Consider the following 22447-nt stretch of genomic DNA (forward strand, 5'->3'; position numbering starts at 1 on the left):
TAAATCGACGGAGACCCCATGGCTCGCGGCGGCATCAATAAAGCAGTAGTTCAAACAGCACGCCTGGCAATCCTCGCCCGCGGCGAGAACCCCAGCATCGACGCCGTACGCATCGAGATGGGCAATACCGGCTCGAAAACCACCATTCACCGCTATTTGAAGGAACTGGACGAGAGCGAAACCCGCCTCACCATCACCGAGGCGCCCCTCGATGATGAGCTTGGCGAACTGGTCTCACGCCTGGCCCAGCGCCTGAAAGAAAAGGCCCAGGAGCCCATCGACCTGGCCCTGGCGCAGTTCGAGCAGCAGAAAACCGCCCTGCTCACCCAGGTAGAAACACTTGAAGCAGCACACAGCCAGCTCCAACAGCAATTGGATATCCAGGCCGCCGCTCTGGCGCAAGAAAGCGCCGCCCTGCAAACCGCCAGCACCAGCCTGCAGACCGAACAGACCCGCAACGCCGGGCTCAGCCAGGCGTGCAGTGACTACGAGCTACGGATTACGGATAAGGACGAACAGATTCGCTCACTGGAAGAAAAACACCTGCACGCCCGCGATGCCCTTGAGCACTACCGCAACGCCATCAAGGACCAGCGCGAGCAGGAGCAACGTCGCCATGAAGGCCAACTGCAACAACTCCAGGCTGAATTGCGCCAGGCGCAGCAGAGCGCCATGGTGCGTCAGGATGAAATCACCCAACTGCATCGTGACAATGAGCGGCTATTGATTGAACACCGGGTAACGGCGAAGGAATTGGCCTCCCTGCAAGAGCAAAGCCGCAAGGATCAAGCCCAGCAACTGAAGCTGAGCGAACAGGTGAGCCTGATCGAGAGCGAACGCACCTTGCTCCAGGAGCGTCTGCGGGTTGCCGTGCTGGACAGCCAGTCACGCCAGGACGCGCTGACCAAACAGCAGCACACCCACAAGACTGTGGAACTGGACCTGATCAAGGCCCAGGCCACCATCGAGGCGCTGCGCCTGGCTGCCGTCGTTGCAACGGCGCCAGAGGCAACAACCGAGGACTGATCAGCCAGCCACTGGCGTGCGCATGGTGACGAATTCTTCCGCCGCCGTAGGATGCACGCCGATGGTCTCGTCGAAATGCTGCTTGGTCGCCCCCGCCTTGAGGGCGATCGCCAGCCCCTGGACGATCTCGCCCGCATCCGGCCCGACCATATGGCAACCCAGCACCTTGTCGGTGTCCGCATCGACCACCAGCTTCATCAACGTGCGCTCCTGACACTCGGTCAGGGTCAGCTTCATCGGCCGGAAACGGCTTTCGAAGATTTGCACGTTATGCCCATCAGCCCGGGCCTGCTCTTCGCTCAGGCCCACGGTACCGATATTCGGCAAGCTGAACACCGCCGTAGGAATCATCGCGTAGTCCACCGGACGATATTGCTCAGGCTTGAACAGACGACGCGCCACGGCCATGCCTTCGGCCAAGGCCACTGGCGTCAACTGCACGCGACCAATCACATCACCAATGGCCAGGATTGACGATTCGGCGGTCTGGTACAGATCATCGACCTCGACAAAACCACGCTCGTCCAGCTTGACCCCGGTATGTTCCAGGCCCAGGTTATCCAGCATCGGGCGCCGGCCGGTGGCATAGAACACGCAATCGGCCTCCAGTACACGACCGTCCTTCAAGGTGGCCTTGAGGCTGCCATCGGCCTGCTTGTCGATACGCGCGATATCGGCGTTGAATTGCAGGTCCAGGCCACGCTTGATCAGTTCTTCCTGCAAGTGCTTGCGCACCGCACCATCGAACCCTCGCAGGAACAGATCACCGCGATACAGCAGCGATGTCTGCGCGCCCAGCCCGTGGAAAATCCCGGCGAACTCCACCGCGATATAACCACCGCCAACCACCAGCACACGCTTGGGCAGCGTTTTAAGGAAGAACGCCTCATTGGAGCCAATGGCGTGCTCATGCCCTGGGATCTCTGGGATCTGCGGCCAGCCGCCCGTGGCGATCAGGATGTTCTTGGCAGTGAAGCGCTCGCCATTGATCTCGACTTCATGGGCCCCAGTCAGGCGCGCATGACCTTCGTGCAGGGTCACGCCGCTGTTGACCAACAGGTTGCGGTAGATCCCGTTGAGGCGATTGATCTCGCGATCCTTGTTGGCGATCAGCGTCGCCCAATCAAAATCAGCCTCGCCCAAGGACCAGCCAAAGCCGCTGGCCTGCTCGAAATCTTCGGCAAAGTGCGCACCGTAGACCAGCAGCTTTTTCGGCACACAGCCGACGTTGACGCAAGTCCCGCCCAGGTAGCGGCTTTCCGCCACGGCCACCTTTGCGCCAAATCCTGCGGCAAACCGCGCCGCTCGCACACCGCCGGAACCGGCGCCAATTACATAAAGATCAAAATCGTAGGCCATTTCACTCTCCTCGGCAGGGCATCAGGATACCCGCTTGCGCCCAAAAAACCAGAAAGCCACCCGAAGGTGGCTTTCTTGAGACTCAGCAGGCAATGCTCGAATCAGTAAGCCTTGCCAGTCTTGTAGAAGTGCTCGTAGCAGAAGTTGGTCGCCTCGATGTAGCCTTCTGCGCCACCGCAGTCAAAACGACGGCCCTTGAACTTGTAGGCAATGACGCAACCGTCCTTGGCCTGCTTCAACAGGGCGTCGGTGATCTGGATTTCGCCGCCCTTGCCAGGCTCGGTTTCTTCGATCAGCTTGAAGATATCCGGGGTCAGGATGTAGCGACCAATGATCGCCAGGTTCGAAGGGGCGTCTTCCGGCGCCGGCTTCTCGACCATGTCACGTACGCGAATCAGGCCATCGCCGATATCGTCGCCAGCGATCACGCCGTACTTGTTGGTTTCCGAAGGATCTACTTCCTGCACCGCAACGATGGTGCAGCGGTATTTCTGGTAGAGCTTGACCATCTGGGTCAAGACACCGTCGCCTTCCAGGTTCACGCACAGGTCATCCGCCAATACCACGGCAAACGGCTCGTCGCCGATCAGTGGGCGACCGGTGAGGATGGCATGGCCGAGGCCTTTCATCTGGGTTTGACGGGTGTAGGAAAACGAGCACTCGTCGAGCAGCTTGCGGATACCGACCAGGTACTTTTCCTTGTCGGTGCCTTTGATCTGGTTTTCCAGCTCATAGCTGATGTCGAAGTGGTCTTCCAGCGCGCGTTTGCCACGGCCGGTCACGATGGAGATTTCGTTCAGCCCGGCATCCAGTGCCTCTTCGACGCCGTACTGGATCAGTGGCTTGTTTACCACCGGCAGCATTTCTTTAGGCATGGCCTTGGTCGCTGGCAGGAAGCGAGTACCGTAACCGGCTGCTGGGAACAAGCATTTCTTGATCATAAAAGTCCTTAATAAGGGCTGTGCGTACGAAATTCGGCGCAGTCTAATCAGGCCGCAGCCACCTTACAATGGGCGCTGCTGGCGTTGCGATGTCAACATAGAGAAAAAATGTCGGCGTTAGTTCCGCCCGTGTTCAAACAAGCGGCCCCAGCGGCACTGGAAAAAACCAGCCCGCCCCTGATTTCAAAGGGCCATATCCTTTTTAGCACGCTTTATGGGGTTCGGCACTGACCTGCAACAACTTACGCTCCCCCACGGCATTTGGCGCTATCATTGCCCACTTGAACCAGACCACGAGATTGTTAATCGATGTCAGAACCCAAAGGCGTAAACGGCTACCTGATCACTAAGCGAGCAGACGGCTGGCACCTGATCAATTTTCACGGAGACAGCGTCGCCGGTACCTTCGCAACTGAAAGCCAGGCTATTGCGGTAGCTGAAGTGTTTGTGGACGAGGCCGGTCACGCGTCGAGCAAAAGACCCAAGACCAAGTAAGCCACCACGACTGCGTACAAAGCCCCGGCAAACGGGGCTTTTTAGTGTTTGTCTGTACCTTGATGGCCGTTCGCTATAGTCTCGCTGGAAACGCCCCACACCTGTGTCAGCGCGCCCCTCAACACTTCTGAACGACGACCCTTAGATGAACAAGATCCTGGCACTGACAACGGTCCTGGCGCTCGCCGGCTGCACCACCACTTCCGACATTTATCTGAAAAACGGCGAACAGGGCCTGACCATTGATTGTTCGGGCGAGGCCAACTCCTGGGCCAGTTGCTACGAAAAAGCCGACGCGTCCTGTGCTGGCACCGGTTACCGCATCGTCGGCACCGAAGGCACGCCAGCCTTGAAGGACAGCGAAAAGACCCTGGGCGCGGATGTCGGCAATTTCAAAGGCCGCAGTGTGGTGGTGGTCTGCAAGTAACCCGGGCAGTTACATGTGAATCTCGGCGAACTTGATCCCAAGCCCACGAATGGTGTCGATCAGGTCATCCAGGCGCTCAAAGGATTCAACCTCATCCTGGTCATCCACCAGGAAAAAGCTGCGCCCGCCGCTTTTCTTGAAAAACACAATCCATTCCCCCGAGTTTGCCGGATTTTGAATCACATGGGTCGCAGAGATGTGACCCTCTGCATGCCGCTCTCTAACGCGCTCACGTTTCATAATTGGTTTTCCAGAATGACAATGCCGCTCAAACCCCGGGGTTTGAGCGGCATTTTTTGTGGTCTGCCAATAGTTTAACGGATGCCTTGGCCAATCAGCACGCCATCGACCGTTTGCCCATACAGATTCACGCCGTCATTGGCGTGGAACTTGATGCGCGTTTTCTCCACCGAACCGTCCACCAGGCGGGGGTCCTGCGGGCGCTCGTGGCGGTTGACGTAGGCTGCCACGTCCCAGGCCTGCTGGTCGGTCAAGCTACCGCCTTTACCCAGCGGCATGTTGTGCTTGATAAAAGAGGCCGCCGTGTTGATCCGATGCATGCCTGCCCCCCAGTTATAGGAATCCTTACCCCACAACGGTGGCATCACATAGCTGTCGCCCACCTTCTGCCCCTGCCCTTCGGCGCCATGGCACACCGCACACTGTGCCTTGTATACCTCGGCACCCTGCGCCAGGTTGTAGCCCTTGGCCGGTTGCGGCACCTCGGGGTAACCGCGCCCTGGCAACTCCACACCCAGTGGCGCCTTGCTCGCCAGCCAGTAGGCATAGGTCGACAGCGCGGTAATCTCATGGCTGTCCGCGGCCGGTGGCTTGCCGCCGTTCATGCTGAACTGGAAACAGCCCTGCAGACGCTCGGCGAAGGTGTTGACCTTGTCATTCTTCTTACGATAGGCCGGGTACATCGGGTAAGCACCCCAGAGCGGCGCCGAATTGGCCAGGCGGCCCTGATCCAGGTGGCAGTTGCTGCAGTTGAGGCCGTTGCCGACAAACTGCGGGGCCAGGCGCTTGGTATCGACAAACAACGCATAGCCCTGCATCACCAGCTTGCCGTAGGCGTTGTCGGGCAACTCGCTTTCCTGGGGTGGCTGAAACGCCGTGGCCACTGGAGCCGCAGCTGGCACCTGCAATTGCGACTGATCCTCCATGGCAATCGGTGCCGCCGACACCTGCACACTGATCAACGCAGCCAGCACAGGTACAAATGACAGGTTCTTCATGGCTTGACCTCCTGGCCAGGCAAGGAGGCGAAGTAGTTGGCAATCCCCTGCACTTCATCCTCCGTGAGGGATTTGGCCACATGCCCCATCAGGTCATTGGGATCATTGTGCCGGGTGCCACTGCGCCAGGCATTGAGCTGGGCGACCAGATAGGCGGCAGATTGCCCGGAAAGCGGCGGAAACGCCTCGCCAACACCGATACCCGACGGGCCATGACAGCTCACACACGCAGGAATCTGCCGCTCCCAGGCACCTTGTAGCGCCAGTTTTTCGGCGGGATTGGTCGGGGTGGCACTGCGATGGCCGGCAGGCACGACCGGCGCCGGCATCGCCGCCAGTGTCTGGCTCACCGCCGCGATTTCTGCCTCGGTAAGCGCCTTGGCCAGCGACGTCATCACCGGATTGCTGCGCGCGCCACTCTTGAAGTCATGCAGTTGCTTGCTCAAATACGCCGCCGGCAACCCCGCCAGCCTGGGGAAACCCGCCGCGGCCAACCCCAGGCCATCAGCACCATGACAGGCCATGCAAGCGGCCGCGCCAGGCTGCGCGCCACCTTCATTGAAAACCTTTTTGCCCTCCAGCGCCTGCGCGCTGCCCAGCATGAGCAGCAGGGCGCCACCCATCAACACTCTCTCCACAGACATCATCACGACTCCATTTTTATAGTTATATGCTTAGACCTACAATGCATAAGCCTACAAATGGTAGGGTAATGAGCTGACAGTCACAACCGCCGCGTAAGAAATCTCAGACAATAAAAAGCCCGGCACTACAACCGCAATGCCAGGCTTATTGATCGGAGCTGATCGCGTATGAGCGGCGTCGTGGGCTCAGCCGGAAATGCAGTCTTCCGCAGCTTTCTTCACGTCACCCGGACGAATCGGCACATTGGACATGCTCTCGTAGAGCTTGATGCTGCTACCGCTGGAGCGGTCTTCAATTTCAAAAATGGCGGATGGGTCAGCAGAAAACTTCTGCGGCACAATCACGCGCACACCTTCCTTGTGAGGCTCGATCTGCGACGGACGCCGGGTCGAAGACAGCTTCTGCACCACACATGCCGCGTATTCCTGCGGTTTTTTCCCGGAGATAACCGCCAGGGTTGGCGGTGTCTGCTTGATGTCTGAAACCGAAGCACATCCACCTATTGCCAGGGCCAGAACCAATACACTCCACTTCATACAAAACCTCCGATAAAGACCCTACGACAGCGGAGATGGTATTTTTCTCCCGCCCACGTAGGATTTATCCCTGATATATCGGTAAATAACTGTTTTAAATTGTCGAAGACGTCGACGACGACCCGATAATAAACGTGCTGGGGCTGATAAACTCCATCTTAACCTACGTATCGTTCTGATTTTTCAGAAAAAGCCCTTCTGGAGACACCCCCATGAAATTCATCCACCAGCGCGAACACTTGAACGAAGGGGACATTGTCGTCATTGAATGCTCGCAGACCTGCAATATCCGCCTGATGAGCGATGCGAATTTTCGCAGCTTCAAAAATGGTGGTCGCCACACTTATCACGGTGGCGCATTCGACAAGTTCCCGGCCAAGATCACCGCGCCCAGCACCGGGTTCTGGAACATCACCCTGGATGTGGTGACGCGCCGTGCCATCAGCGTTACCCGTAAGCCGGCCTTGTCCCATAAAATCCGCATTGTCCGCCGCACCAGCACCAAACTGAGCTGATTGCGCTGCCCCAAGCCACAGGAATGACCGTGACTCAAACCACCAAATACGTCATCAAGTACAAACTCAACGGTGAACGCCGTTTCGAATTTGCCCAGTTGCACGCGGCCAGCGTCGAAGAGGCCCAAGAGGCCTTGGCGAAAATTCACGATGCCAGTGATGAAATCACTGAAATTACCGTGAGCAAGGCCCTGTAAAACCATTACCGACGACGGAGTGATTCTGCAAGATGGACACTCATTCCACCGCCGATCTGTTCAACGACGATGCCCTGCAACAACCGGCCGGTCGCGAACAAATCGGCGAACAATCCTACGTTTTCAGAGGCTATGCCCTGCCCTGGCTTGAGCGTTTGTTGCCGGAGTTGCGCGCAGTCCTGACCCAGTCACCGTTCCGGCACATGGTCACCCCCGGCGGGTTTACCATGTCGGCAGCCCTGAGCAGTTGCGGTGAACTGGGCTGGACCACCAGCCGCCTGGGCTATCGCTACAGCCCCATCGACCCCGTGCGCCAACTGCCCTGGCCCAAGTTGCCGGATGGGCTGCGCGAGTTGGCGATAACGGCTGCCGCCGCCGCAGGGTTTGATGGCTTTGCGCCTGACGCCTGCCTGATCAACCGCTATGTACCCGGCGCCAGGATGTCGCTGCACCAGGACAAGAACGAGCGCGACTTCAGTGCGCCCGTGGTCTCGGTGTCCCTGGGGTTGCCGGCGGTGTTTTTGTTCGGCGGTCATCAGCGCAGTGACAAACCGCGCAAGATCTCACTGTTCCATGGCGACGTGGCGGTATGGGGCGGCGTCGATCGCCTGCGCTTTCATGGCGTGCTGCCAATCAAGGAAGGCGTGCACCCGCGCATGGGGCCACAACGGATCAACCTGACGTTTCGCGCGGCTGGCTGACCCGGTGAATTCAACCGCAAGCAACGGAGTGTCCGGCCGCACCGTAGCGATTATCCTGGCCACTGATCCCTTGCCGAGCTACTGCCATGAGCACTGAAGATGACCTGCGCTGGGCGGCCATTGTCGCCCGCGACCCCGCGGCCGACCAGGCCTTCGTCTATGGGGTCAAGACCACCGGTGTGTACTGCCGGCCCAGCAGCAGCGCACGCCAACCGCTGCGCAAAAATGTCGAATTCTTCGACACGCCACAGCAAGCCGAAGCGGCCGGGTACCGCCCCAACAAACGCACCTCGGCCGATCAAACCCAGGTTGCACAACGCCATGCACACTTGGTCGCCGCCGCCTGCCGTCACATCGAGCAGGCCCAGACCCTGCCCTCCCTGGAGGACCTGGCCAACGGCGCCGGCTTGAGCCCGTTCCACTTTCACCGGGTGTTCAAGACTCTGACCGGGCTGACGCCAAGGGGCTACGCCCACGCCCATCGCTCACGCAAGGTGCGGGCCCATCTGCAAGACAATCAGTCGGTGACCGATGCGCTGTACGACGCAGGCTTCAACTCAAACAGCCGCTTCTATGAATCAGCCAACCAGTTACTCGGCATGAAACCCAGCGACTACAAGGCTGGTGGCACCCATAACGATATCCACTTTGCCGTCGGCGAGTGCTCCCTGGGCGCGATACTGGTGGCGCAGAGCAATCGCGGGGTCTGCGCGATCCTCCTGGGCGACGACCCGGACCAACTGGTGCGCGACCTGCAAGACCAATTCCCACAGGGCAATGTGATCGGTGCCGACCCTGGATTTGAACAGTTGATCGCCCAGGTGGTGGGGTTTATCGAAGCGCCAGCCCTGGGCCTGCACCTGCCCCTGGATCTGCGCGGCACCGCTTTCCAGGAGCGAGTCTGGCAAGCACTGCGGGAAATTCCGGTGGGCAGCACCGCCAGCTATGCCGACATCGCCAAGCGTATCGGCGCACCCAGCGCCTTTCGCGCCGTGGCCCAGGCCTGCGGCGCCAATAGCCTGGCCGTGGCGATTCCCTGTCACCGCGTGGTGCGCAGCGATGGCCATCTTTCGGGCTACCGTTGGGGCGTGGAACGCAAGCAGCAGTTGCTCCAGCGCGAACGTCGCACCCCGCATGAACAGCCACCTGCGTCCAGTGAATAATACAAACTGGCCTTGTCCTGGCCGCCCCTGTTAAAAATGCCGGGCAGTCCTTCCTGAGCATTCCACCCTGGAGAAGCGATCCATGAGCACCTGGCCAGACACCCGGATTATTGACCTGCTGGGCATTGAACTGCCGATCATCCAGGCCCCCATGGCCGGCAGCACCAGCCCGCAGATGGTGATCGCCGCCAGTGCGGCCGGCGCCTTGGGCTCGATGCCAGCGGCCACGTTGAATATCGAACAACTGCGCCAGGCCCTGATCACCATTCGCCAGGCCAGCGACCGCCCGTTGAACGTCAACTTCTTCTGCCATCAGCCGCCAGCCCCCAACCCCGAGCGCGACCGCCAGTGGAAGAACCTGCTGGAGCCTTACTACCGTGAGTTGGGTGCCGACTTTGCAGCGCCCACCCCGGTCTCCAACCGCGCCCCCTTCGACAATGCCAGCTGCGAGGTGGTGGAAGAGTTCCGCCCCGAAGTGGTCAGTTTTCACTTCGGCCTGCCAGAAAAAGCCCTGCTGGACCGGGTCAAGGCCACCGGGGCGAAAGTAGTGTCGTCCGCCACCACCGTCGAAGAGGCCATCTGGCTGGAACAGCATGGCTGTGACGCAATTATCGCCATGGGTTACGAGGCCGGGGGGCATCGCGGGATGTTTCTCAGCGACCGCCTTGCCAGCCAGATCGGAACAATGGCCCTGGTGCCGCAAATCGTCGATGCCGTCAGCGTGCCGGTGATCGCCGCCGGTGGGATTGGCGATGCGCGGGGGATCGTCGCTGCATTCGCCCTCGGGGCCTCGGCGGTGCAGATCGGCACGGCGTACCTGTTCACGCCCGAAGCCACCATCACGCCCGCCCACCGCCAGGCGTTGCACAGCGCCCAGGCCAGCGATACGGCACTGACCAATCTGTTTACCGGGCGCCCGGCGCGAGGAATTATCAACCGGGTGATGCGCGAACTGGGGCCGATCCATCCCACCGCCCCAGCGTTCCCACTGGCTGGCGGTGCCTTGATGCCATTGCGCGCCCTGGACGAGGCAGGCTTCAGCAGCCTGTGGGCCGGCCAGGCACTGCGCCTGGGGCAAGACCTGACAACCCGCGAACTGACCCTGGACCTGGCCCGGCAAGCCCTGGTGCAACTCAACAAGGGCTAAGCCCCTGAGACAACTTTGCACTGTACCGACGATGGCGAACCGCTATATATTCCCGTACATAGCGATTAACTATAACAAGCCGCCACGTCGGCCCCCCAGGAGCTGCTTCATGATGATTCGCGCCTCACGCTTGGCCACCCTGATCGCCCTGTTCACCCTCGGCTCGGCCCATGCCGACGAAGTGCAAGTGGCGGTTGCCGCCAACTTCACCGCACCGATCCAGGCCATCGCCGTCGACTTTGAAAAAGACACCGGGCACAAACTGGTCGCCGCCTACGGGGCCACCGGGCAGTTCTATGCCCAGATCAAGAACGGCGCGCCGTTTGAAGTGTTCCTCAGCGCCGACGACACCACCCCGCAAAAGCTCGAAAGCGAAGGCGACACCGTCAAGGGCTCGCGCTTCACTTACGCCGTGGGCACCCTGGCACTGTGGTCGGCCAAGGAAGGTTATGTGGATGCCAAGGGCGCTGTGCTGAAGAAAAATGACTACCAGCACCTGTCGATCGCCAACCCTAAGGCTGCACCCTACGGACTCGCCGCCACCCAGGTGCTGGCCAAGCTGGGCCTGACCGAACAGGTCAAGAGCAAACTCGTCGAAGGCCAGAACATCACCCAGGCCTATCAATTTGTGTCCACCGGCAATGCCGAGTTGGGTTTTGTCGCCTTGTCGCAGATCTATAAAGACGGCAAAGTCAGCAGCGGCTCGGCGTGGATCGTTCCCGGCCAGATGCATGACCCGATCAAACAGGACGCGGTGATTCTCAACAAAGGCAAGGACAACCCGGCCGCCAAGGCACTGGTTGACTACCTCAAGGGGCCAAAAGCTGCCGCGGTTATAAAATCCTACGGTTATCAATTGTAAATGCCGCTATCGAGTGCCGACTTCTCCGCCATTTGGCTGACCCTGAAACTGGCGTCGCTGACCACCGTGATCTTGCTGGTCATCGGCACTCCGATTGCCCTGTGGCTGTCGCGCACCCGCTCATGGTGGCGCGGCCCCATCGGCGCGATCGTCGCCCTGCCGCTGGTGCTGCCACCCACTGTGATTGGCTTCTACCTGCTGCTGACCATGGGCCCCCATGGCTACCTCGGGCAGTTCACCCAATGGCTGGGCCTGGGCACCTTGACCTTCAGCTTCGCCGGCCTGGTGATTGGCTCGGTGATCTATTCCATGCCGTTTGTGGTGCAACCGTTGCAGAACGCGTTCTCGGCCATCGGCAACCGCCCCCTGGAAGTCGCTGCCACGTTGCGGGCCAATCCTTGGGACACGTTTTTCACGGTGATCCTGCCCCTGGCCCGTCCCGGTTTTATCACCGCGTCGATCCTCGGTTTTGCCCATACCGTGGGCGAGTTCGGCGTGGTACTGATGATCGGCGGCAATATCCCCGACAAAACCCGCGTGGTCTCGGTGCAGATCTACGATCACGTCGAAGCCATGGAATATGCACAAGCCCACTGGCTCGCCGCAGCCATGGTGGTGTTTTCTTTCCTGGTGTTGCTGGCGCTCTACTCCAGCCGTAAAACCAAGGCAGGCTGGAGCTGATGTCGATGATTGAGGTACGCCTGCAACTGAATTATTCCGGGTTTGCCCTGGACGTCGACCTACAATTGCCGGGGCGTGGCGTGACCGCGCTCTACGGGCATTCCGGCTCGGGCAAGACCACCTGCCTGCGCTGTATTGCCGGGCTGGAGCGAGCCAGCGACGGCTTTGTGCAAATCAACGATCACGTCTGGCAAGACAGCCGCAACGGCGTGTTTGTACCACCGCACAAACGCGCCCTCGGCTATGTGTTTCAAGAGGCCAGCCTGTTTCCCCACCTGTCGGTGCTGGCCAACCTGGAGTTCGGCCTCAAGCGTATCCCCAAGGCCCAGCGCCGCGTCGACCTGGCCCAAGCCACGCAGCTGCTGGGCATCGGCCACTTGCTGGAGCGCCATCCACAGCATTTGTCCGGCGGCGAGCGTCAACGCGTCGGCATCGCCCGCGCCCTGCTCACCAGCCCGCAACTACTGTTGATGGACGAGCCCCTGGCCGCACTCGACAGCCAACGCAAAGGCGAAATCCTGCCGTACCTGGAACGCCTGCACGATCAACTGGAAATCCCGGTGCTGTATGTCAGCCATGCCCAGGATGAAGTGGCACGCCTGGCCGATCACATTGTCCTGCTCAGCGAGGGCAAGGCTCTGGCCAGCGGCCCGATTGGCGAAACCCTGGCGCGGCTCGACCTGCCGCTGGCCCTGGGCGACGATGCTGGCGTGGTGGTCAATGGCACGGTCAGTGGCCATGACGCCCACTATCAACTGCTGACCCTGCAACTGCCCGACAGCCCGCTGCAAATGCGCGTAGCCCATGCCCCGCTCGACCTGGGCAAACACCTGCGGTTCAAGGTCCGGGCACGGGATGTGAGCCTCAGCCTGCAACCCGGGGAGCACAGCAGTATCCTCAACTGCCTGCCCGTGACCGTGACCCAGGAAATCCCTGCCGATAACAGTGCGCATGTACTGGTGCGGCTCGACGCAGCAGGGACACCATTGCTGGCGCGGATCACCCGTTACTCGCGCGACCAATTGCAGGTGCATCCCGGCCAGGTGCTGTGGGCACAGATCAAGGCGGTCGCGGTATTGGCTTGAACGGGAAGAGGTGGGGCTGGCGATGTTTCTTGAACAACTGTAGGAGCGAGCTTACTCGCGAAAAACTTCAGAGCGCCGCGTTTACCCTGCATACACGCGTTATCGTTCACGCCCTTCGCGAGCAAGCTCGCTCCTACCGGTGGCCTTGCCACAGGCGTAGGAAATATGACGCAACTGCGCTAGGCTAGCGGTCCTTCCCTATCGCAGGACGACCGCCGACGTGAACCACTAAGCCTTCCAACATGTAAACGCAACGAGCCGCCCGGCGCGCTTGTTGGCTTGTGCCACATTGTTCTGGAGGTGCTGATGACTGACGTCAACCGGCTGCCTGTACTTGTTTCCTTGCATCACGTGGGTTTCCAGTTCGCCAATGGCGAGACGCTGTTGGAAGACCTCAACCTGTCTATCGATCACACCCCGACCGGAATTGTCGGCCGCAATGGCATGGGCAAGAGTGTGTTGGCGCGCCTACTGGCCGGCGTACTTCTTCCTTCCAGCGGCGTTATCAAATCCTCGGCCCGTATCGCCTATGTCCCACAAACCATAGCGCTGTTGCCAGGGCAGACCGTGGCCCAGGTCAGCGGTTGCGCGCCAATCCTGGCGGCTCTTGAGCGCCTGGCCAAAGGGCAAGCGCTGGCTGAAGACCTGGAACTGATCGATGATCGCTGGGACCTGGCTGAACGCCTGCGCCAGGCCCTGGACGGTGCCGGCTTGCCCGAGATCGACTTCCATCAGCCCGCCGAGCAACTCAGTGGCGGCCAACTGGCCAGGGTCGCCCTGATTGGCGCCCTGCTGTATGCGCCACAGTTGCTGATTCTTGACGAACCCACCAACCACCTCGACAGCACCGGCCGCGACTGGCTGCTGGCGACCCTCGGCGCCTGGCGCGGCGCCCTGGTCGTGGTCAGCCATGACCGACACCTGCTCAACACCCTGGGGCGGATCATCGAATTGTCACCCCTTGGTGCCCGGCTGTATGGCGGCAACTACGACGACTATCGTGCGCAGCGTGATGCCGAACAGCACGCCGCCCAGGCGGCCCTGGAGCACGCCCGGCTGGATCGACGTCGCGAGCACCAGCGCCTGAAAAAGGACCTCGACAGCTTCCAGCGCCACGCTGCCAGCGCCCGTAAACATGCCGAGACCGCCAATGTCGATGCCTTCACCAAATCCAGGTGGAAAGGCGCCGCCAACGAAATCGTCAGCCACGTACGCAGCGCCCATGTGCAGCACAAACAGGCCTTGAACGAGCGTGTGCGCTCGGCCCATGAACGAGTGATCGACGAAACGCCGACCTTCCTCGCCTTGCCCGGCATGCCACTGCCGGCGGGCCGCCAGGTCGCAACCCTGGTCGACACCCAGTTGCCCTGGCTCGATCCCCACGCGCCGAGTACCTTGATCAACGCTAGCCTGTGCGGGCCAGTTCGGGTCGCCGTCAACGGGCCGAACGGCTGCGGCAAATCCACCTTGCTCAAGCTGTTGGCCGGCCAATGGCAACCCATCAGCGGCGAATGCACGGTTCACGTGCCCTGTGCCTATCTCGACCAGCAGTTGAGCCTACTCGACGACCGCCAATCAATCCTCGAACAACTGAGGCTGATGGACACACCACTGGCCGAAGCCGAACTGCGCACCCGCCTGGCCCTGTTGCACCTGGACGCCTTGCGCGTGACTCAACCCATCGGCCAGCTCAGCGGCGGTGAACGCTTGAAGGCCGCCATGGCGGTTGCCTTATGGCGCAATATCCCAGCGCAACTGTTACTGCTGGACGAACCCACCAACCACCTGGACCTGGAGTCGGTCCTGGCTTTCGAACAGGCTTTGCAAGGATTTGCCGGCGCGCTGATTGCGGTCTCCCATGATGCGGCGTTTCTCAAGGCGCTCAAGCCAACTCACGTCCTGACCTGGGCAGCCGCTGGATGGCGGTTGGAGGTGAGTTGAAGGATATGCCAGGTCATTGCAGTCCGCAGGAAAGCGTCCTACGGTAGTGGCCGGATAATCTCATTGAGGAACCTCTCGCCGTGCTGCCCTCCTCCCCTAAACCCATGGTCAATACCGCCCTGCAACACCAGCACAAATGGCGCGGCCGCATCGGGCTGGCACTGGTGGCCAGCCTTTCGGTGCTGGCCGGTATGACCGACGCCATCGGCTTTATGGCCAGTGGCGACTTTGTCTCGTTCATGAGCGGCAACACCACCCGGCTGGCAGTGGCAATCAGTGAAGGCGACTTGGGGCTGACCGGTCGCCTGACGCTGCTGGTGGCGACGTTTATTCTGGGGAACGCGCTGGGCGTGATCATCAGCCGTCTCAGCAAGCGCCACGCGTTGCCGCTGTTGCTGTGTATTGCCACCCTGTTGTGTGGGGCGGCGGCGTGGCCGATGGCCGAGCAGTTGCCGGCCGTGCTCGCCGCAATCATTGCCATGGGCATGCTCAACGCGGCCGTGGAACAGGTCAATGGCCTGCCCGTGGGGCTGACTTATGTGACCGGCGCGTTGTCGCGTTTCGGTCGCGGGCTGGGGCGCTGGATGCTGGGGGAGCGCCGCAATGGCTGGCGTGTCCAGTTGATTCCCTGGGCCGGGATGTTTGTCGGCGCGGTAATCGGCGCCTTGCTGGAGCATCAGATGGGGATCAAGGCACTGCTGGTCAGCGGCCTGCTGTCGGCGCTGCTGGGCCTGGCGTCGCTGAAGATTCCCAGGCGCTGGCACTTGGGGTATATGCCACGCTGAAAAGGTGCTTGCCCGACATTAAGGCCTCGACGTCCATGTACTGGTAAAGAGCCATTATGTCGGGCAAGCGCAGGCATTTTAAGGCAAAGCCGGCGATGTGTCCGCCGGGTATTTCTGAAGAAATCTAAGGAAACAACTTACAGGCAGGTCGCCAAGGCTGCCAGGCGACGCTTGGTGGCCCAATTGTCCTCGGCGGCGTAGTAACGGACCGTGGTGCTGGCGCCAGCACTCTGTACATCGACAAAGTAGTTACCGCCCGTGGTGTAGACCGTATGGCCACCGCCTTGCGCCGGCTCCATGAAGCCGCCGGCATCGACGCCGAACACCGCCTCGTCCTGCCAGCCGAACTGAATGCACTGGGCGACAACCAACGCGGCCTTGTCGGAAGCCAGGGTTTTATAGGGCGCGCCAGAGCGTGCGTCTTTCATCTTCGAACCTGCGCAACCGGCCAACGCCGCCAGGACCAACGCACCTATCACCACCTTCCGCATGCCATCACTTCCTTGAAAAAAACGCGACTGTACCACTGCCTACAACAACCAGCGAAACAGATAGAACAGCGCCATGCTCAACAACACCGTGATCAATACGCTGCGGGTCCAGAACATCAGGGCCACCGCACAGATACCGGCCAGCAGGTAGGGATTGGTGGGGCTCAGGTTGAGCTTGTGCTCGGCCAGGAAGATGATCGGCCCACAAATCGCCGTCAACATACCCGGCACCGCGAACCCGAGAAACTCCCGCGCGCCGCGATTCAGGCGCACTGGCAAACGCGGTTCCAAAAACAGGTAACGATTGAAAAACACCGCCAGGCCCATACCGATAATCATCACAAAAATCATCGCTGCCCCACTCCCAAGCGTTTGCAGGCATACCCTGCACTCATCCCCAGCAACCCCGACACCACCACCGCCGACTCCCAGTGCCAGTAGCTGAGCAGCACCGAGAACAGCAAGGCCACCGCCACGCACACCACCGTCGGCACATCGCGCACTACCGGGGTGATCAAGGCGATAAAGGTCGCGGCGATGGAGAACTCCAGGCCCAGTTGATCCAGGTTGGGGATGCTTTTGCCGAGCACGATACCGGCCAGGGTAAACAGGTTCCAGGCCACGTAGAACGTCAGGCCCACACCCAATGCATACCAGCGGTTGAAGGTCTGGCGGTCGTACTGGCTGACCAGGGCGAAGAACTCGTCGGTCAGTAAAAAGCCCAGGCTCATGCGCCACCGCGCCGGCAAGGGCGACAGGGTTGCGCGCATATGCATGCCATACAGCAAGTGCTGGGAGGTCAGCAGCAAGGTGGTGAGCAAGATGGCGATCAGGCTGGCACCACTCTTGACCATACCAATCGCCACCAACTGCGCGGCACCGGCAAACACAATGGCCGACAGGCCCTGGCTTTCCAGCGGGGTGAACTGGGCGTCAATCGCCAGGGAACCGGCCAGCAGGCCCCACGGGGCACAGGCCAACGACAGAGGAATGATCGCAATCGCGCCACGGGCGAAAGCGTAATGCGGCAAGGCAGTAGGCATGGACAACAGGCTCATCGACAGACAGTCGACAAGCATGGCAGCGCTCACCAGGATTGTCTTGAACGATCTTGCAGTGGGCAACACTCCTGCTCGGGGAAGGAATGTTGCCCACCGGTTTTACTGCTGCAGGGCCGTCGCCGCCTTGTCAATAAATGCCGCCACTTCAACTGGCCTGGAGGCCAGCGAGGCGTGACTGGCGTCCAGGGTGAGAGTCTCCCGGGGCTTGATGCGCGCGGCCATGCGCACCTGGTTATCGGGGTGAATCATGTGGTCCTGGGTGGACACCTGATACCACGACGGTTTGTTCTTCCAGGCCGGGTTGCTGACTTCATCGCCGAAGGTACTGGCCAGCGGTGCCTTCTGCGTGATGCCCAGCACATCGCCCTCTGATTGCGACAAGTCCTGGCAGAAACTTTCATGGAACAACTCGGGCTTGACCCACAGGTAGCCATCGCTGTCCGGGACCAGGTTGGCGGCAGCCTTGGGCAAATGCGCCTGGGTGATTGCGCCCGGGCTTTCGCCCGCATCCGGAGCAAAGGCGGCAATGAACACCAGGCCCTGGACGTTGGGCTCGTTGCCCGCCTGGGAGATGACCGCCCCCCCATAGGAATGCCCGACCAACAGCACCGGCCCCTTGATCTGAGCCACCATCTTGCGCGTACGTTCGGCGTCTTCGGCCAGTGAGGTCAGGGGGATTTCCACCGCATGCACGTCGCGATAGCCCTTTTTCTGCAGCTCGACGATCACTCGGCTCCAATGCGCTGCGCCGCCCCAAAAGCCGTGTACCAGGACAATTGCCGGTTTTTCACTCATTCGATGACTTCCTGTGGATTGAGCATGAGGGTCTCACGGACAACCGTGACCCTGCCCAGTGTCGACGCAGCCGACGCAATCGTCACCCCCCAGTCGCCGGACGGTCACGCGCCGCTATCAGGCGAGTTTGACCGACACCCGCTCTACCGCATCCCGGGCTTCACGTAGTTCGTGGGCATCCTGGTTAAGGCGGTGGATGGTGTTGAGCAGGCGCTGACGCAGCACTTCATCGCTGAGTTTTTCGACGGCACGCATCAAGTCGAAGGCCGCGGTTTCGTTGTTGTCCGCGACAGAGTCGAGGGTCTTGCGCAGGTTGCGAGTCGCACGGGTCACACCGTTACTTCCTTAATCACCAATGGCGGGCACTTTAGGACAGTTGTGTTTCAGTTTAATTTCAAGCACTTGGCAGCAATGCCCAAGGCGTTGATCCAGATCAACAGGATCTGGGCTTGCCTAATACATATGTATATCCGTATATTCGAATAAGCATATATAGAGCCACGACAATCATGACTGATCTTTTCTCTCCTCCCGATGTATTCAAATGCCTGGCCGATGCGACTCGCACCAGGCTGGCCTTGTTGATCCTGCGCGAAGGCGAACTGTGCGTCTGCGAACTGATCCATGCCCTGGATGACAGCCAGCCGAAAATTTCACGGCATTTGGCACAACTGCGCAATTGCGGGCTGCTGATAGACCGCCGCCAGGGCCAGTGGATCTACTACCGTCTCAACCCGCAATTGCCGCAATGGGTGAGTACGGTGCTGGAGACCACCTTGCACGCCAATCAACCCTGGCTGCAAAACGACGCGCAGCGCCTGGATGCAATGGGCGACCGACCACAACGAGCCAGCACCTGCTGCTGACTCCTGGAGAAGAGCCTCATGCTGATCGCTGCCGCGATTTTTCTAGTCACCATTGTGCTGGTCATCTGGCAACCCAAAGGCCTGGGCGTGGGCTGGAGCGCCTCCATCGGTGCAATCCTCGCCCTGGCCTGCGGGGTTATCAGCCTGGCAGACATCCCGGTGGTGTGGCAGATCATCTGGAACGCCACCGGTACCTTTGTCGCATTGATCATCATCAGCCTGATCCTCGACGAGGCTGGTTTTTTCGCCTGGGCCGCGTTGCACGTTGCGCGCTGGGGGCGTGGTCGTGGCCGCCGCCTGTTTGCCTATATGGTGTTGCTGGGGGCACTGGTCTCGGCCCTGTTCGCCAATGACGGGGCGGCCCTGATCCTGACGCCAATTGTCATGTCGATGCTCTTGGCGTTGCGCTTCTCCCCTGCGGCGACCCTGGCGTTCGTGATGGGCGCAGGCTTTATCGCCGACACCGCCAGCCTGCCGCTGGTGGTGTCCAACCTGGTGAACATTGTCTCGGCGGACTACTTCAACATCGGCTTCAACGAGTACGCGGCGATCATGGTGCCGGTCAACCTGGTCAGCGTCGCCGCGACCCTGGCGGTGCTGCTGTGGTTCTTCCGACGTGATATCCCACAAAGCTATGACCCCGCCGACCTGCCCGACCCCTCCAGTGTGATTCATGACCCCGCGACCTTCCACGCCGCCTGGTGGGTGCTGGGCATCTTGCTGATCGGCTGCTTTGCCCTGGAGCCGCTGGGCATTCCCATCAGTGCTATCTCGGCCGCTTGTGCCCTGCTACTGCTGGTCATCGCCGCCAAGGGCCACCGGATTTCCACGCGCAAGGTGCTCAAGGAAGCTCCCTGGCAGATCGTGATTTTCTCCTTGGGGATGTACCTGGTGGTGTATGGCCTGCGCAACGCCGGCCTGACCACTTACCTGGCCACCTGGCTCAACACCTTCGCCGAATACGGCGTGTGGGGCGCGGCGCTGGGCACCGGGTTGCTGACGGCGCTGCTGTCTTCGGTGATGAACAACCTGCCGACCGTGCTGATCGGTGCACTGTCCATCGAAGCCAGCCATGCCGTGGGCGTGGTCAAGGACGCGATGATCTACGCCAATGTGATCGGCAGCGACCTGGGCCCGAAAATCACCCCTATCGGCAGCCTGGCGACACTGCTCTGGCTGCACATTCTGGCGCGTAAAGGCATTCGTATCACCTGGGGCTATTACTTCAAGGTCGGCATCGTCCTGACCCTGCCGGTGCTATTGATCACCCTGGCCGCGCTGGCCCTGCGCCTGAGCCTTTAACGGAGAGTTGTCATGAAAGTCCTGTTCATCTGCACCGCCAACAGCTGCCGCAGCATCCTCAGCGAAGCCCTGTTCAACCACCTGGCCCCACAAGGGTTCCACGCCGTCAGTTCCGGCAGCGTTCCCAAGGGCCAGGTGCTACCCCGCACCTTGAGCACATTACAAACTGCCGGCATCCGCACCGAAGGTTTGTACAGCAAAGGCAATGACGCGTTTGAAAGCAGCCCGCCAGACATTGTGATCAGCGTGTGCGACAAAGCCGCCGCCGAAGCCTGCCCGGTGTACTTCGGCCCGGCGATCAAGGCGCACTGGGGGCTTGAAGACCCATCGGACAAAAGCGGCGATGAAGCGCACATGGATGCCGCTTTCCAGGCCACTCTAAAGATCATCGAAGCCCGCTGCCGGGCGCTGTTCGCCCTCCCGTTCAGCCGCCTCGACGCGGCACAGGTCAAGGCTGAACTTGATCGCATCGGCCTGTTGTAAACGGAGAATGTCATGACCACCCTGCCCAACCTCGACCTCACACTGTTCACGCCACTGCACTTGGATGCCGAACAACGACCACGGATTCTCCTGCTGTATGGTTCCAATCGCGCGCGCTCTTTCAGCCGATTGCTGGTGGAAGAAGCCGCACGCGTGCTTCAGCATCTGGGTGCCGACACGCGGATCTTCAACCCGTCGGGCCTGCCAATGCCCGACGACGCCCCGGATGACCATCCAAAAGTCCAGGAGCTATTGGCCCTTATGCAGTGGTCCGAAGGCCAGGTGTGGTGCTCGCCGGAACGTCACGGTTCCATGTCGGCAGTGTTCAAGGCGCAAATCGACTGGGTCCCCCTGGCACTGGGCGCCATCCGCCCAACCCAGGGTAAGACACTGGCGGTGATGCAAGTCTGCGGCGGGTCGCAGTCATTCAACACCGTCAACCAGCTGCGCGTACTGGGGCGTTGGATGCGGATGCTGACCATCCCCAACCAGTCATCCGTGCCCAAGGCTTTCATGGAGTTCGATGAACAAGACCGGATGAAGCCTTCCGCTCTTTATGATCGGGTCGTGGATGTCATGGAGGAACTGATCAAGTTCACCCTGCTGGTGCGTGAGCGTCCGGACCTGGTGCAGCGCTATTCCGAGCGCAAGGAGAATGCACAGGAGCTCTCTGAACGGGTCAATCAACGGTCGATTTGAACGCCGCTGAACGCGTATGCTTTGCAGCAACCGCCGCCACTGAGCCCGCATCAGACTGACCTGTAGGAGCCGGCTTGCCGGCTCCTACATGAATTACCGGTTAATTTTGGGGGTGTGATGTTGACGATCTTTTTTTCCGCGCTGGTGTTCGGCTTTGTGTTTTGCCTGTCTCCTGGTGCCGTGCTGGCAGAGACGCTACGCCGTGGCCTGCTGCATGGGTTCACCCCTGCGTTGCTGGTGCAGGTAGGCTCGCTGGTGGGTGACGCGACCTGGGCGGTGATCGGCCTGACCGGCATGGCCCTGCTGATCCAGCACGAAGCGGTGCGCGTGCCCCTGACGGCCCTTTGCGCGTTGTACCTGGCCTGGCTCGGCCTGCGCAGCCTGCTGGATGCCTGGCGCCTGCCACAACCCGACAGCGTCCCGGCCAGCAGCGGGCGCAATGCGCTGGTGGTGGGGGCTACCATTTCATTGGCCAACCCGAAGAACATCGTCTACTGGGGCGCCCTGGGCAGTGCCCTGTCAGGCATCGTTGGCGCCACCCCGAGTCACGGCCAGACATTGATGTTCTTCGCCGGCTTCATGCTGGCTTCAATCCTGTCGTGCTTTTTGATTGCGGCGTTGGTCAATATCTTGCGCAAGAACGCCTCGGCAACTTGGCAACGCATCAGTCATGGTGCCTGTGGCTTAGTGTTGATTTATCTCGCGTTACTGGCGGCATACAGTCTATGAACTTATATATCCAACACTGCCAACCTGAATAAACTCTGAACATACAACAAACAGGCTCATTATATATTGACATCCAGTGCCTGCCTGAGTAGATTGCCCGTGCCTGCAACTCGGGCCTTTTTTCAACCTCACAAAAGAAGCCAATGGACACAGTATCTAGTCGCTGTCCTTCACCCGCGAATGCGGGGGCCGGACGCCAAACCCAGAGTAATGACGGGACTCGCCTTCAAGGCCGGGTAAGCTGCGCTAGAGCTTGATGCTCCAACGTAACTGCCTT

The 22447-nt window shown here is 60.4% G+C and carries 29 protein-coding genes; 18 read left to right on the forward strand and 11 right to left on the reverse strand.

From position 1 onward, the window contains the following. Nucleotides 1-18: 18 nt before the first annotated feature. On the forward strand, nucleotides 19-1026 hold the full coding sequence (locus KL786_RS12845) for a DNA-binding protein (RefSeq protein ID WP_215517838.1): 1008 nt from the start codon (nucleotides 19-21) through the stop codon (nucleotides 1024-1026). Here the strand turns inward: KL786_RS12845 and gorA are convergent, their stop codons facing one another. Both gorA and galU read right to left on the reverse strand, forming a co-directional pair. Further along, the gene (gene gorA / locus KL786_RS12850; RefSeq protein ID WP_215517839.1) at nucleotides 1027-2385 is read right to left on the reverse strand and encodes a glutathione-disulfide reductase; all 1359 of its coding nucleotides are present in this window, start codon (nucleotides 2383-2385) and stop codon (nucleotides 1027-1029) included. 101 nt (nucleotides 2386-2486) lie between these two features. Then, nucleotides 2487-3326, reverse strand: coding sequence for a UTP--glucose-1-phosphate uridylyltransferase GalU (gene galU, locus KL786_RS12855; protein WP_029294645.1), 840 nt, complete (start codon nucleotides 3324-3326; stop codon nucleotides 2487-2489). A 309-nt stretch (nucleotides 3327-3635) separates the two neighbouring features. Here galU and KL786_RS12860 point away from each other — a divergent pair, with 309 nt between their 5' ends. Both KL786_RS12860 and KL786_RS12865 read left to right on the forward strand, forming a co-directional pair. Continuing rightward, on the forward strand, nucleotides 3636-3821 hold the full coding sequence (locus tag KL786_RS12860; RefSeq protein ID WP_032860603.1) for a hypothetical protein: 186 nt from the start codon (nucleotides 3636-3638) through the stop codon (nucleotides 3819-3821). Between the two features lie 145 nt (nucleotides 3822-3966). Further along, nucleotides 3967-4248, forward strand: coding sequence for a YgdI/YgdR family lipoprotein (locus KL786_RS12865; RefSeq protein ID WP_065943270.1), 282 nt, complete (start codon nucleotides 3967-3969; stop codon nucleotides 4246-4248). Between the two features lie 9 nt (nucleotides 4249-4257). Here the strand turns inward: KL786_RS12865 and KL786_RS12870 are convergent, their stop codons facing one another. The 4 genes from KL786_RS12870 to KL786_RS12885 all read right to left on the reverse strand — a co-directional run bounded on the left by KL786_RS12870 (nucleotide 4258) and on the right by KL786_RS12885 (nucleotide 6667). Next, nucleotides 4258-4488, reverse strand: coding sequence for a hypothetical protein (locus KL786_RS12870; protein WP_032860607.1), 231 nt, complete (start codon nucleotides 4486-4488; stop codon nucleotides 4258-4260). A 74-nt stretch (nucleotides 4489-4562) separates the two neighbouring features. After that, a complete protein-coding gene (locus tag KL786_RS12875) occupies nucleotides 4563-5486 on the reverse strand; it encodes a c-type cytochrome (protein ID WP_032860609.1) in 924 nt (307 codons plus the stop codon). Continuing rightward, complete coding sequence (locus KL786_RS12880; protein WP_215517840.1) at nucleotides 5483-6133, reverse strand: c-type cytochrome; 651 nt, start codon at nucleotides 6131-6133, stop codon at nucleotides 5483-5485. Before KL786_RS12880 ends, KL786_RS12875 begins: the two co-directional genes overlap by 4 nt. Nucleotides 6134-6316: 183 nt before the next feature. Beyond that, entirely contained in the window at nucleotides 6317-6667 is a 351-nt protein-coding gene (locus tag KL786_RS12885) for a hypothetical protein (protein ID WP_029294633.1), read from the reverse strand. A gap of 212 nt (nucleotides 6668-6879) precedes the next feature. Between KL786_RS12885 and KL786_RS12890 the strand changes: the two genes are divergently transcribed. From KL786_RS12890 to KL786_RS12935, 10 genes are all read left to right on the forward strand, one after another. Then, nucleotides 6880-7182, forward strand: a complete 303-nt coding sequence (locus KL786_RS12890) for a DUF1883 domain-containing protein (RefSeq protein WP_003173824.1) — start codon at nucleotides 6880-6882, stop codon at nucleotides 7180-7182. Nucleotides 7183-7211: 29 nt separating this feature from the next. Beyond that, entirely contained in the window at nucleotides 7212-7379 is a 168-nt protein-coding gene (locus KL786_RS12895; RefSeq protein WP_090293131.1) for a hypothetical protein, read from the forward strand. Nucleotides 7380-7411: 32 nt separating this feature from the next. After that, the gene (alkB, locus tag KL786_RS12900; RefSeq protein WP_215517841.1) at nucleotides 7412-8080 is read left to right on the forward strand and encodes a DNA oxidative demethylase AlkB; all 669 of its coding nucleotides are present in this window, start codon (nucleotides 7412-7414) and stop codon (nucleotides 8078-8080) included. An 86-nt stretch (nucleotides 8081-8166) separates the two neighbouring features. Then, nucleotides 8167-9243, forward strand: coding sequence for a bifunctional DNA-binding transcriptional regulator/O6-methylguanine-DNA methyltransferase Ada (ada, locus tag KL786_RS12905; protein WP_215517842.1), 1077 nt, complete (start codon nucleotides 8167-8169; stop codon nucleotides 9241-9243). Nucleotides 9244-9325: 82 nt separating this feature from the next. Continuing rightward, nucleotides 9326-10390 (forward strand): NAD(P)H-dependent flavin oxidoreductase, encoded by a 1065-nt coding sequence (locus tag KL786_RS12910; protein ID WP_215517843.1) that lies wholly within the window; start codon nucleotides 9326-9328, stop codon nucleotides 10388-10390. A gap of 109 nt (nucleotides 10391-10499) precedes the next feature. Next, a complete protein-coding gene (modA, locus tag KL786_RS12915) occupies nucleotides 10500-11252 on the forward strand; it encodes a molybdate ABC transporter substrate-binding protein (protein ID WP_215517844.1) in 753 nt (250 codons plus the stop codon). Beyond that, the gene (modB, locus tag KL786_RS12920) at nucleotides 11253-11933 is read left to right on the forward strand and encodes a molybdate ABC transporter permease subunit (RefSeq protein ID WP_215517845.1); all 681 of its coding nucleotides are present in this window, start codon (nucleotides 11253-11255) and stop codon (nucleotides 11931-11933) included. Between the two features lie 5 nt (nucleotides 11934-11938). Beyond that, nucleotides 11939-13018: a molybdenum ABC transporter ATP-binding protein gene (modC, locus tag KL786_RS12925; RefSeq protein ID WP_215517887.1), complete on the forward strand. Its 1080-nt coding sequence runs from the start codon at nucleotides 11939-11941 to the stop codon at nucleotides 13016-13018. A gap of 306 nt (nucleotides 13019-13324) precedes the next feature. Further along, entirely contained in the window at nucleotides 13325-14959 is a 1635-nt protein-coding gene (locus tag KL786_RS12930; protein WP_215517846.1) for an ABC-F family ATP-binding cassette domain-containing protein, read from the forward strand. An 80-nt stretch (nucleotides 14960-15039) separates the two neighbouring features. After that, on the forward strand, nucleotides 15040-15744 hold the full coding sequence (locus KL786_RS12935; RefSeq protein ID WP_215517847.1) for a YoaK family protein: 705 nt from the start codon (nucleotides 15040-15042) through the stop codon (nucleotides 15742-15744). A gap of 137 nt (nucleotides 15745-15881) precedes the next feature. Here the strand turns inward: KL786_RS12935 and KL786_RS12940 are convergent, their stop codons facing one another. The 5 genes from KL786_RS12940 to KL786_RS12960 all read right to left on the reverse strand — a co-directional run bounded on the left by KL786_RS12940 (nucleotide 15882) and on the right by KL786_RS12960 (nucleotide 18424). Then, nucleotides 15882-16235, reverse strand: coding sequence for a hypothetical protein (locus KL786_RS12940; protein WP_215517848.1), 354 nt, complete (start codon nucleotides 16233-16235; stop codon nucleotides 15882-15884). 39 nt (nucleotides 16236-16274) lie between these two features. Continuing rightward, nucleotides 16275-16586 (reverse strand): AzlD domain-containing protein, encoded by a 312-nt coding sequence (locus KL786_RS12945; RefSeq protein WP_215517849.1) that lies wholly within the window; start codon nucleotides 16584-16586, stop codon nucleotides 16275-16277. Next, the gene (locus tag KL786_RS12950) at nucleotides 16583-17278 is read right to left on the reverse strand and encodes an AzlC family ABC transporter permease (RefSeq protein WP_032860728.1); all 696 of its coding nucleotides are present in this window, start codon (nucleotides 17276-17278) and stop codon (nucleotides 16583-16585) included. Before KL786_RS12950 ends, KL786_RS12945 begins: the two co-directional genes overlap by 4 nt. Nucleotides 17279-17395: 117 nt before the next feature. Further along, entirely contained in the window at nucleotides 17396-18091 is a 696-nt protein-coding gene (locus KL786_RS12955) for an alpha/beta hydrolase (RefSeq protein ID WP_215517850.1), read from the reverse strand. Nucleotides 18092-18208: 117 nt separating this feature from the next. After that, a complete protein-coding gene (locus tag KL786_RS12960) occupies nucleotides 18209-18424 on the reverse strand; it encodes a hypothetical protein (protein ID WP_003212603.1) in 216 nt (71 codons plus the stop codon). A 176-nt stretch (nucleotides 18425-18600) separates the two neighbouring features. Between KL786_RS12960 and KL786_RS12965 the strand changes: the two genes are divergently transcribed. The 5 genes from KL786_RS12965 to KL786_RS12985 all read left to right on the forward strand — a co-directional run bounded on the left by KL786_RS12965 (nucleotide 18601) and on the right by KL786_RS12985 (nucleotide 22170). Next, nucleotides 18601-18957, forward strand: coding sequence for a metalloregulator ArsR/SmtB family transcription factor (locus KL786_RS12965; protein WP_215517851.1), 357 nt, complete (start codon nucleotides 18601-18603; stop codon nucleotides 18955-18957). Between the two features lie 18 nt (nucleotides 18958-18975). Further along, nucleotides 18976-20259: an arsenic transporter gene (locus KL786_RS12970; protein ID WP_215517852.1), complete on the forward strand. Its 1284-nt coding sequence runs from the start codon at nucleotides 18976-18978 to the stop codon at nucleotides 20257-20259. Nucleotides 20260-20271: 12 nt separating this feature from the next. Beyond that, nucleotides 20272-20742 carry an arsenate reductase ArsC gene (locus KL786_RS12975; protein WP_215517853.1) on the forward strand — a complete coding sequence of 157 codons (471 nt, stop codon included), beginning with the start codon at nucleotides 20272-20274 and terminating at the stop codon, nucleotides 20740-20742. A gap of 12 nt (nucleotides 20743-20754) precedes the next feature. After that, a complete protein-coding gene (arsH, locus tag KL786_RS12980; protein ID WP_215517854.1) occupies nucleotides 20755-21441 on the forward strand; it encodes an arsenical resistance protein ArsH in 687 nt (228 codons plus the stop codon). Nucleotides 21442-21558: 117 nt separating this feature from the next. Continuing rightward, nucleotides 21559-22170 carry a LysE family transporter gene (locus KL786_RS12985; protein ID WP_215517855.1) on the forward strand — a complete coding sequence of 204 codons (612 nt, stop codon included), beginning with the start codon at nucleotides 21559-21561 and terminating at the stop codon, nucleotides 22168-22170. The last annotated feature ends 277 nt before the right edge of the window (nucleotides 22171-22447 follow it).

This window comes from Pseudomonas sp. TAE6080, assembly GCF_018732265.1.
Classification (GTDB): Bacteria; Pseudomonadota; Gammaproteobacteria; order Pseudomonadales; family Pseudomonadaceae; genus Aquipseudomonas; species Aquipseudomonas brenneri.

Excerpts from the sequence above, each read along its gene's own strand:
- modA (WP_215517844.1), top strand. The coding sequence starts at position 10,500 with ATGATGATTCGCGCCTCACGCTTGGCCACCCTGATCGCCCTGTTCACC.
- galU (WP_029294645.1), bottom strand. The coding sequence starts at position 3,326 with ATGATCAAGAAATGCTTGTTCCCAGCAGCCGGTTACGGTACTCGCTTC.
- KL786_RS12890 (WP_003173824.1), top strand. The coding sequence starts at position 6,880 with ATGAAATTCATCCACCAGCGCGAACACTTGAACGAAGGGGACATTGTC.
- KL786_RS12910 (WP_215517843.1), top strand. The coding sequence starts at position 9,326 with ATGAGCACCTGGCCAGACACCCGGATTATTGACCTGCTGGGCATTGAA.
- KL786_RS12945 (WP_215517849.1), bottom strand. The coding sequence starts at position 16,586 with ATGATTTTTGTGATGATTATCGGTATGGGCCTGGCGGTGTTTTTCAAT.
- arsH (WP_215517854.1), top strand. The coding sequence starts at position 20,755 with ATGACCACCCTGCCCAACCTCGACCTCACACTGTTCACGCCACTGCAC.
- KL786_RS12845 (WP_215517838.1), top strand. The coding sequence starts at position 19 with ATGGCTCGCGGCGGCATCAATAAAGCAGTAGTTCAAACAGCACGCCTG.
- KL786_RS12865 (WP_065943270.1), top strand. The coding sequence starts at position 3,967 with ATGAACAAGATCCTGGCACTGACAACGGTCCTGGCGCTCGCCGGCTGC.
- alkB (WP_215517841.1), top strand. The coding sequence starts at position 7,412 with ATGGACACTCATTCCACCGCCGATCTGTTCAACGACGATGCCCTGCAA.
- KL786_RS12965 (WP_215517851.1), top strand. The coding sequence starts at position 18,601 with ATGACTGATCTTTTCTCTCCTCCCGATGTATTCAAATGCCTGGCCGAT.
- KL786_RS12955 (WP_215517850.1), bottom strand. The coding sequence starts at position 18,091 with ATGAGTGAAAAACCGGCAATTGTCCTGGTACACGGCTTTTGGGGCGGC.
- ada (WP_215517842.1), top strand. The coding sequence starts at position 8,167 with ATGAGCACTGAAGATGACCTGCGCTGGGCGGCCATTGTCGCCCGCGAC.
- gorA (WP_215517839.1), bottom strand. The coding sequence starts at position 2,385 with ATGGCCTACGATTTTGATCTTTATGTAATTGGCGCCGGTTCCGGCGGT.
- modC (WP_215517887.1), top strand. The coding sequence starts at position 11,939 with ATGATTGAGGTACGCCTGCAACTGAATTATTCCGGGTTTGCCCTGGAC.
- KL786_RS12930 (WP_215517846.1), top strand. The coding sequence starts at position 13,325 with ATGACTGACGTCAACCGGCTGCCTGTACTTGTTTCCTTGCATCACGTG.
- KL786_RS12975 (WP_215517853.1), top strand. The coding sequence starts at position 20,272 with ATGAAAGTCCTGTTCATCTGCACCGCCAACAGCTGCCGCAGCATCCTC.
- KL786_RS12885 (WP_029294633.1), bottom strand. The coding sequence starts at position 6,667 with ATGAAGTGGAGTGTATTGGTTCTGGCCCTGGCAATAGGTGGATGTGCT.
- KL786_RS12880 (WP_215517840.1), bottom strand. The coding sequence starts at position 6,133 with ATGATGTCTGTGGAGAGAGTGTTGATGGGTGGCGCCCTGCTGCTCATG.
- KL786_RS12985 (WP_215517855.1), top strand. The coding sequence starts at position 21,559 with ATGTTGACGATCTTTTTTTCCGCGCTGGTGTTCGGCTTTGTGTTTTGC.
- KL786_RS12860 (WP_032860603.1), top strand. The coding sequence starts at position 3,636 with ATGTCAGAACCCAAAGGCGTAAACGGCTACCTGATCACTAAGCGAGCA.
- KL786_RS12970 (WP_215517852.1), top strand. The coding sequence starts at position 18,976 with ATGCTGATCGCTGCCGCGATTTTTCTAGTCACCATTGTGCTGGTCATC.
- KL786_RS12875 (WP_032860609.1), bottom strand. The coding sequence starts at position 5,486 with ATGAAGAACCTGTCATTTGTACCTGTGCTGGCTGCGTTGATCAGTGTG.
- KL786_RS12950 (WP_032860728.1), bottom strand. The coding sequence starts at position 17,278 with ATGCCTACTGCCTTGCCGCATTACGCTTTCGCCCGTGGCGCGATTGCG.
- KL786_RS12870 (WP_032860607.1), bottom strand. The coding sequence starts at position 4,488 with ATGAAACGTGAGCGCGTTAGAGAGCGGCATGCAGAGGGTCACATCTCT.
- modB (WP_215517845.1), top strand. The coding sequence starts at position 11,253 with ATGCCGCTATCGAGTGCCGACTTCTCCGCCATTTGGCTGACCCTGAAA.
- KL786_RS12940 (WP_215517848.1), bottom strand. The coding sequence starts at position 16,235 with ATGCGGAAGGTGGTGATAGGTGCGTTGGTCCTGGCGGCGTTGGCCGGT.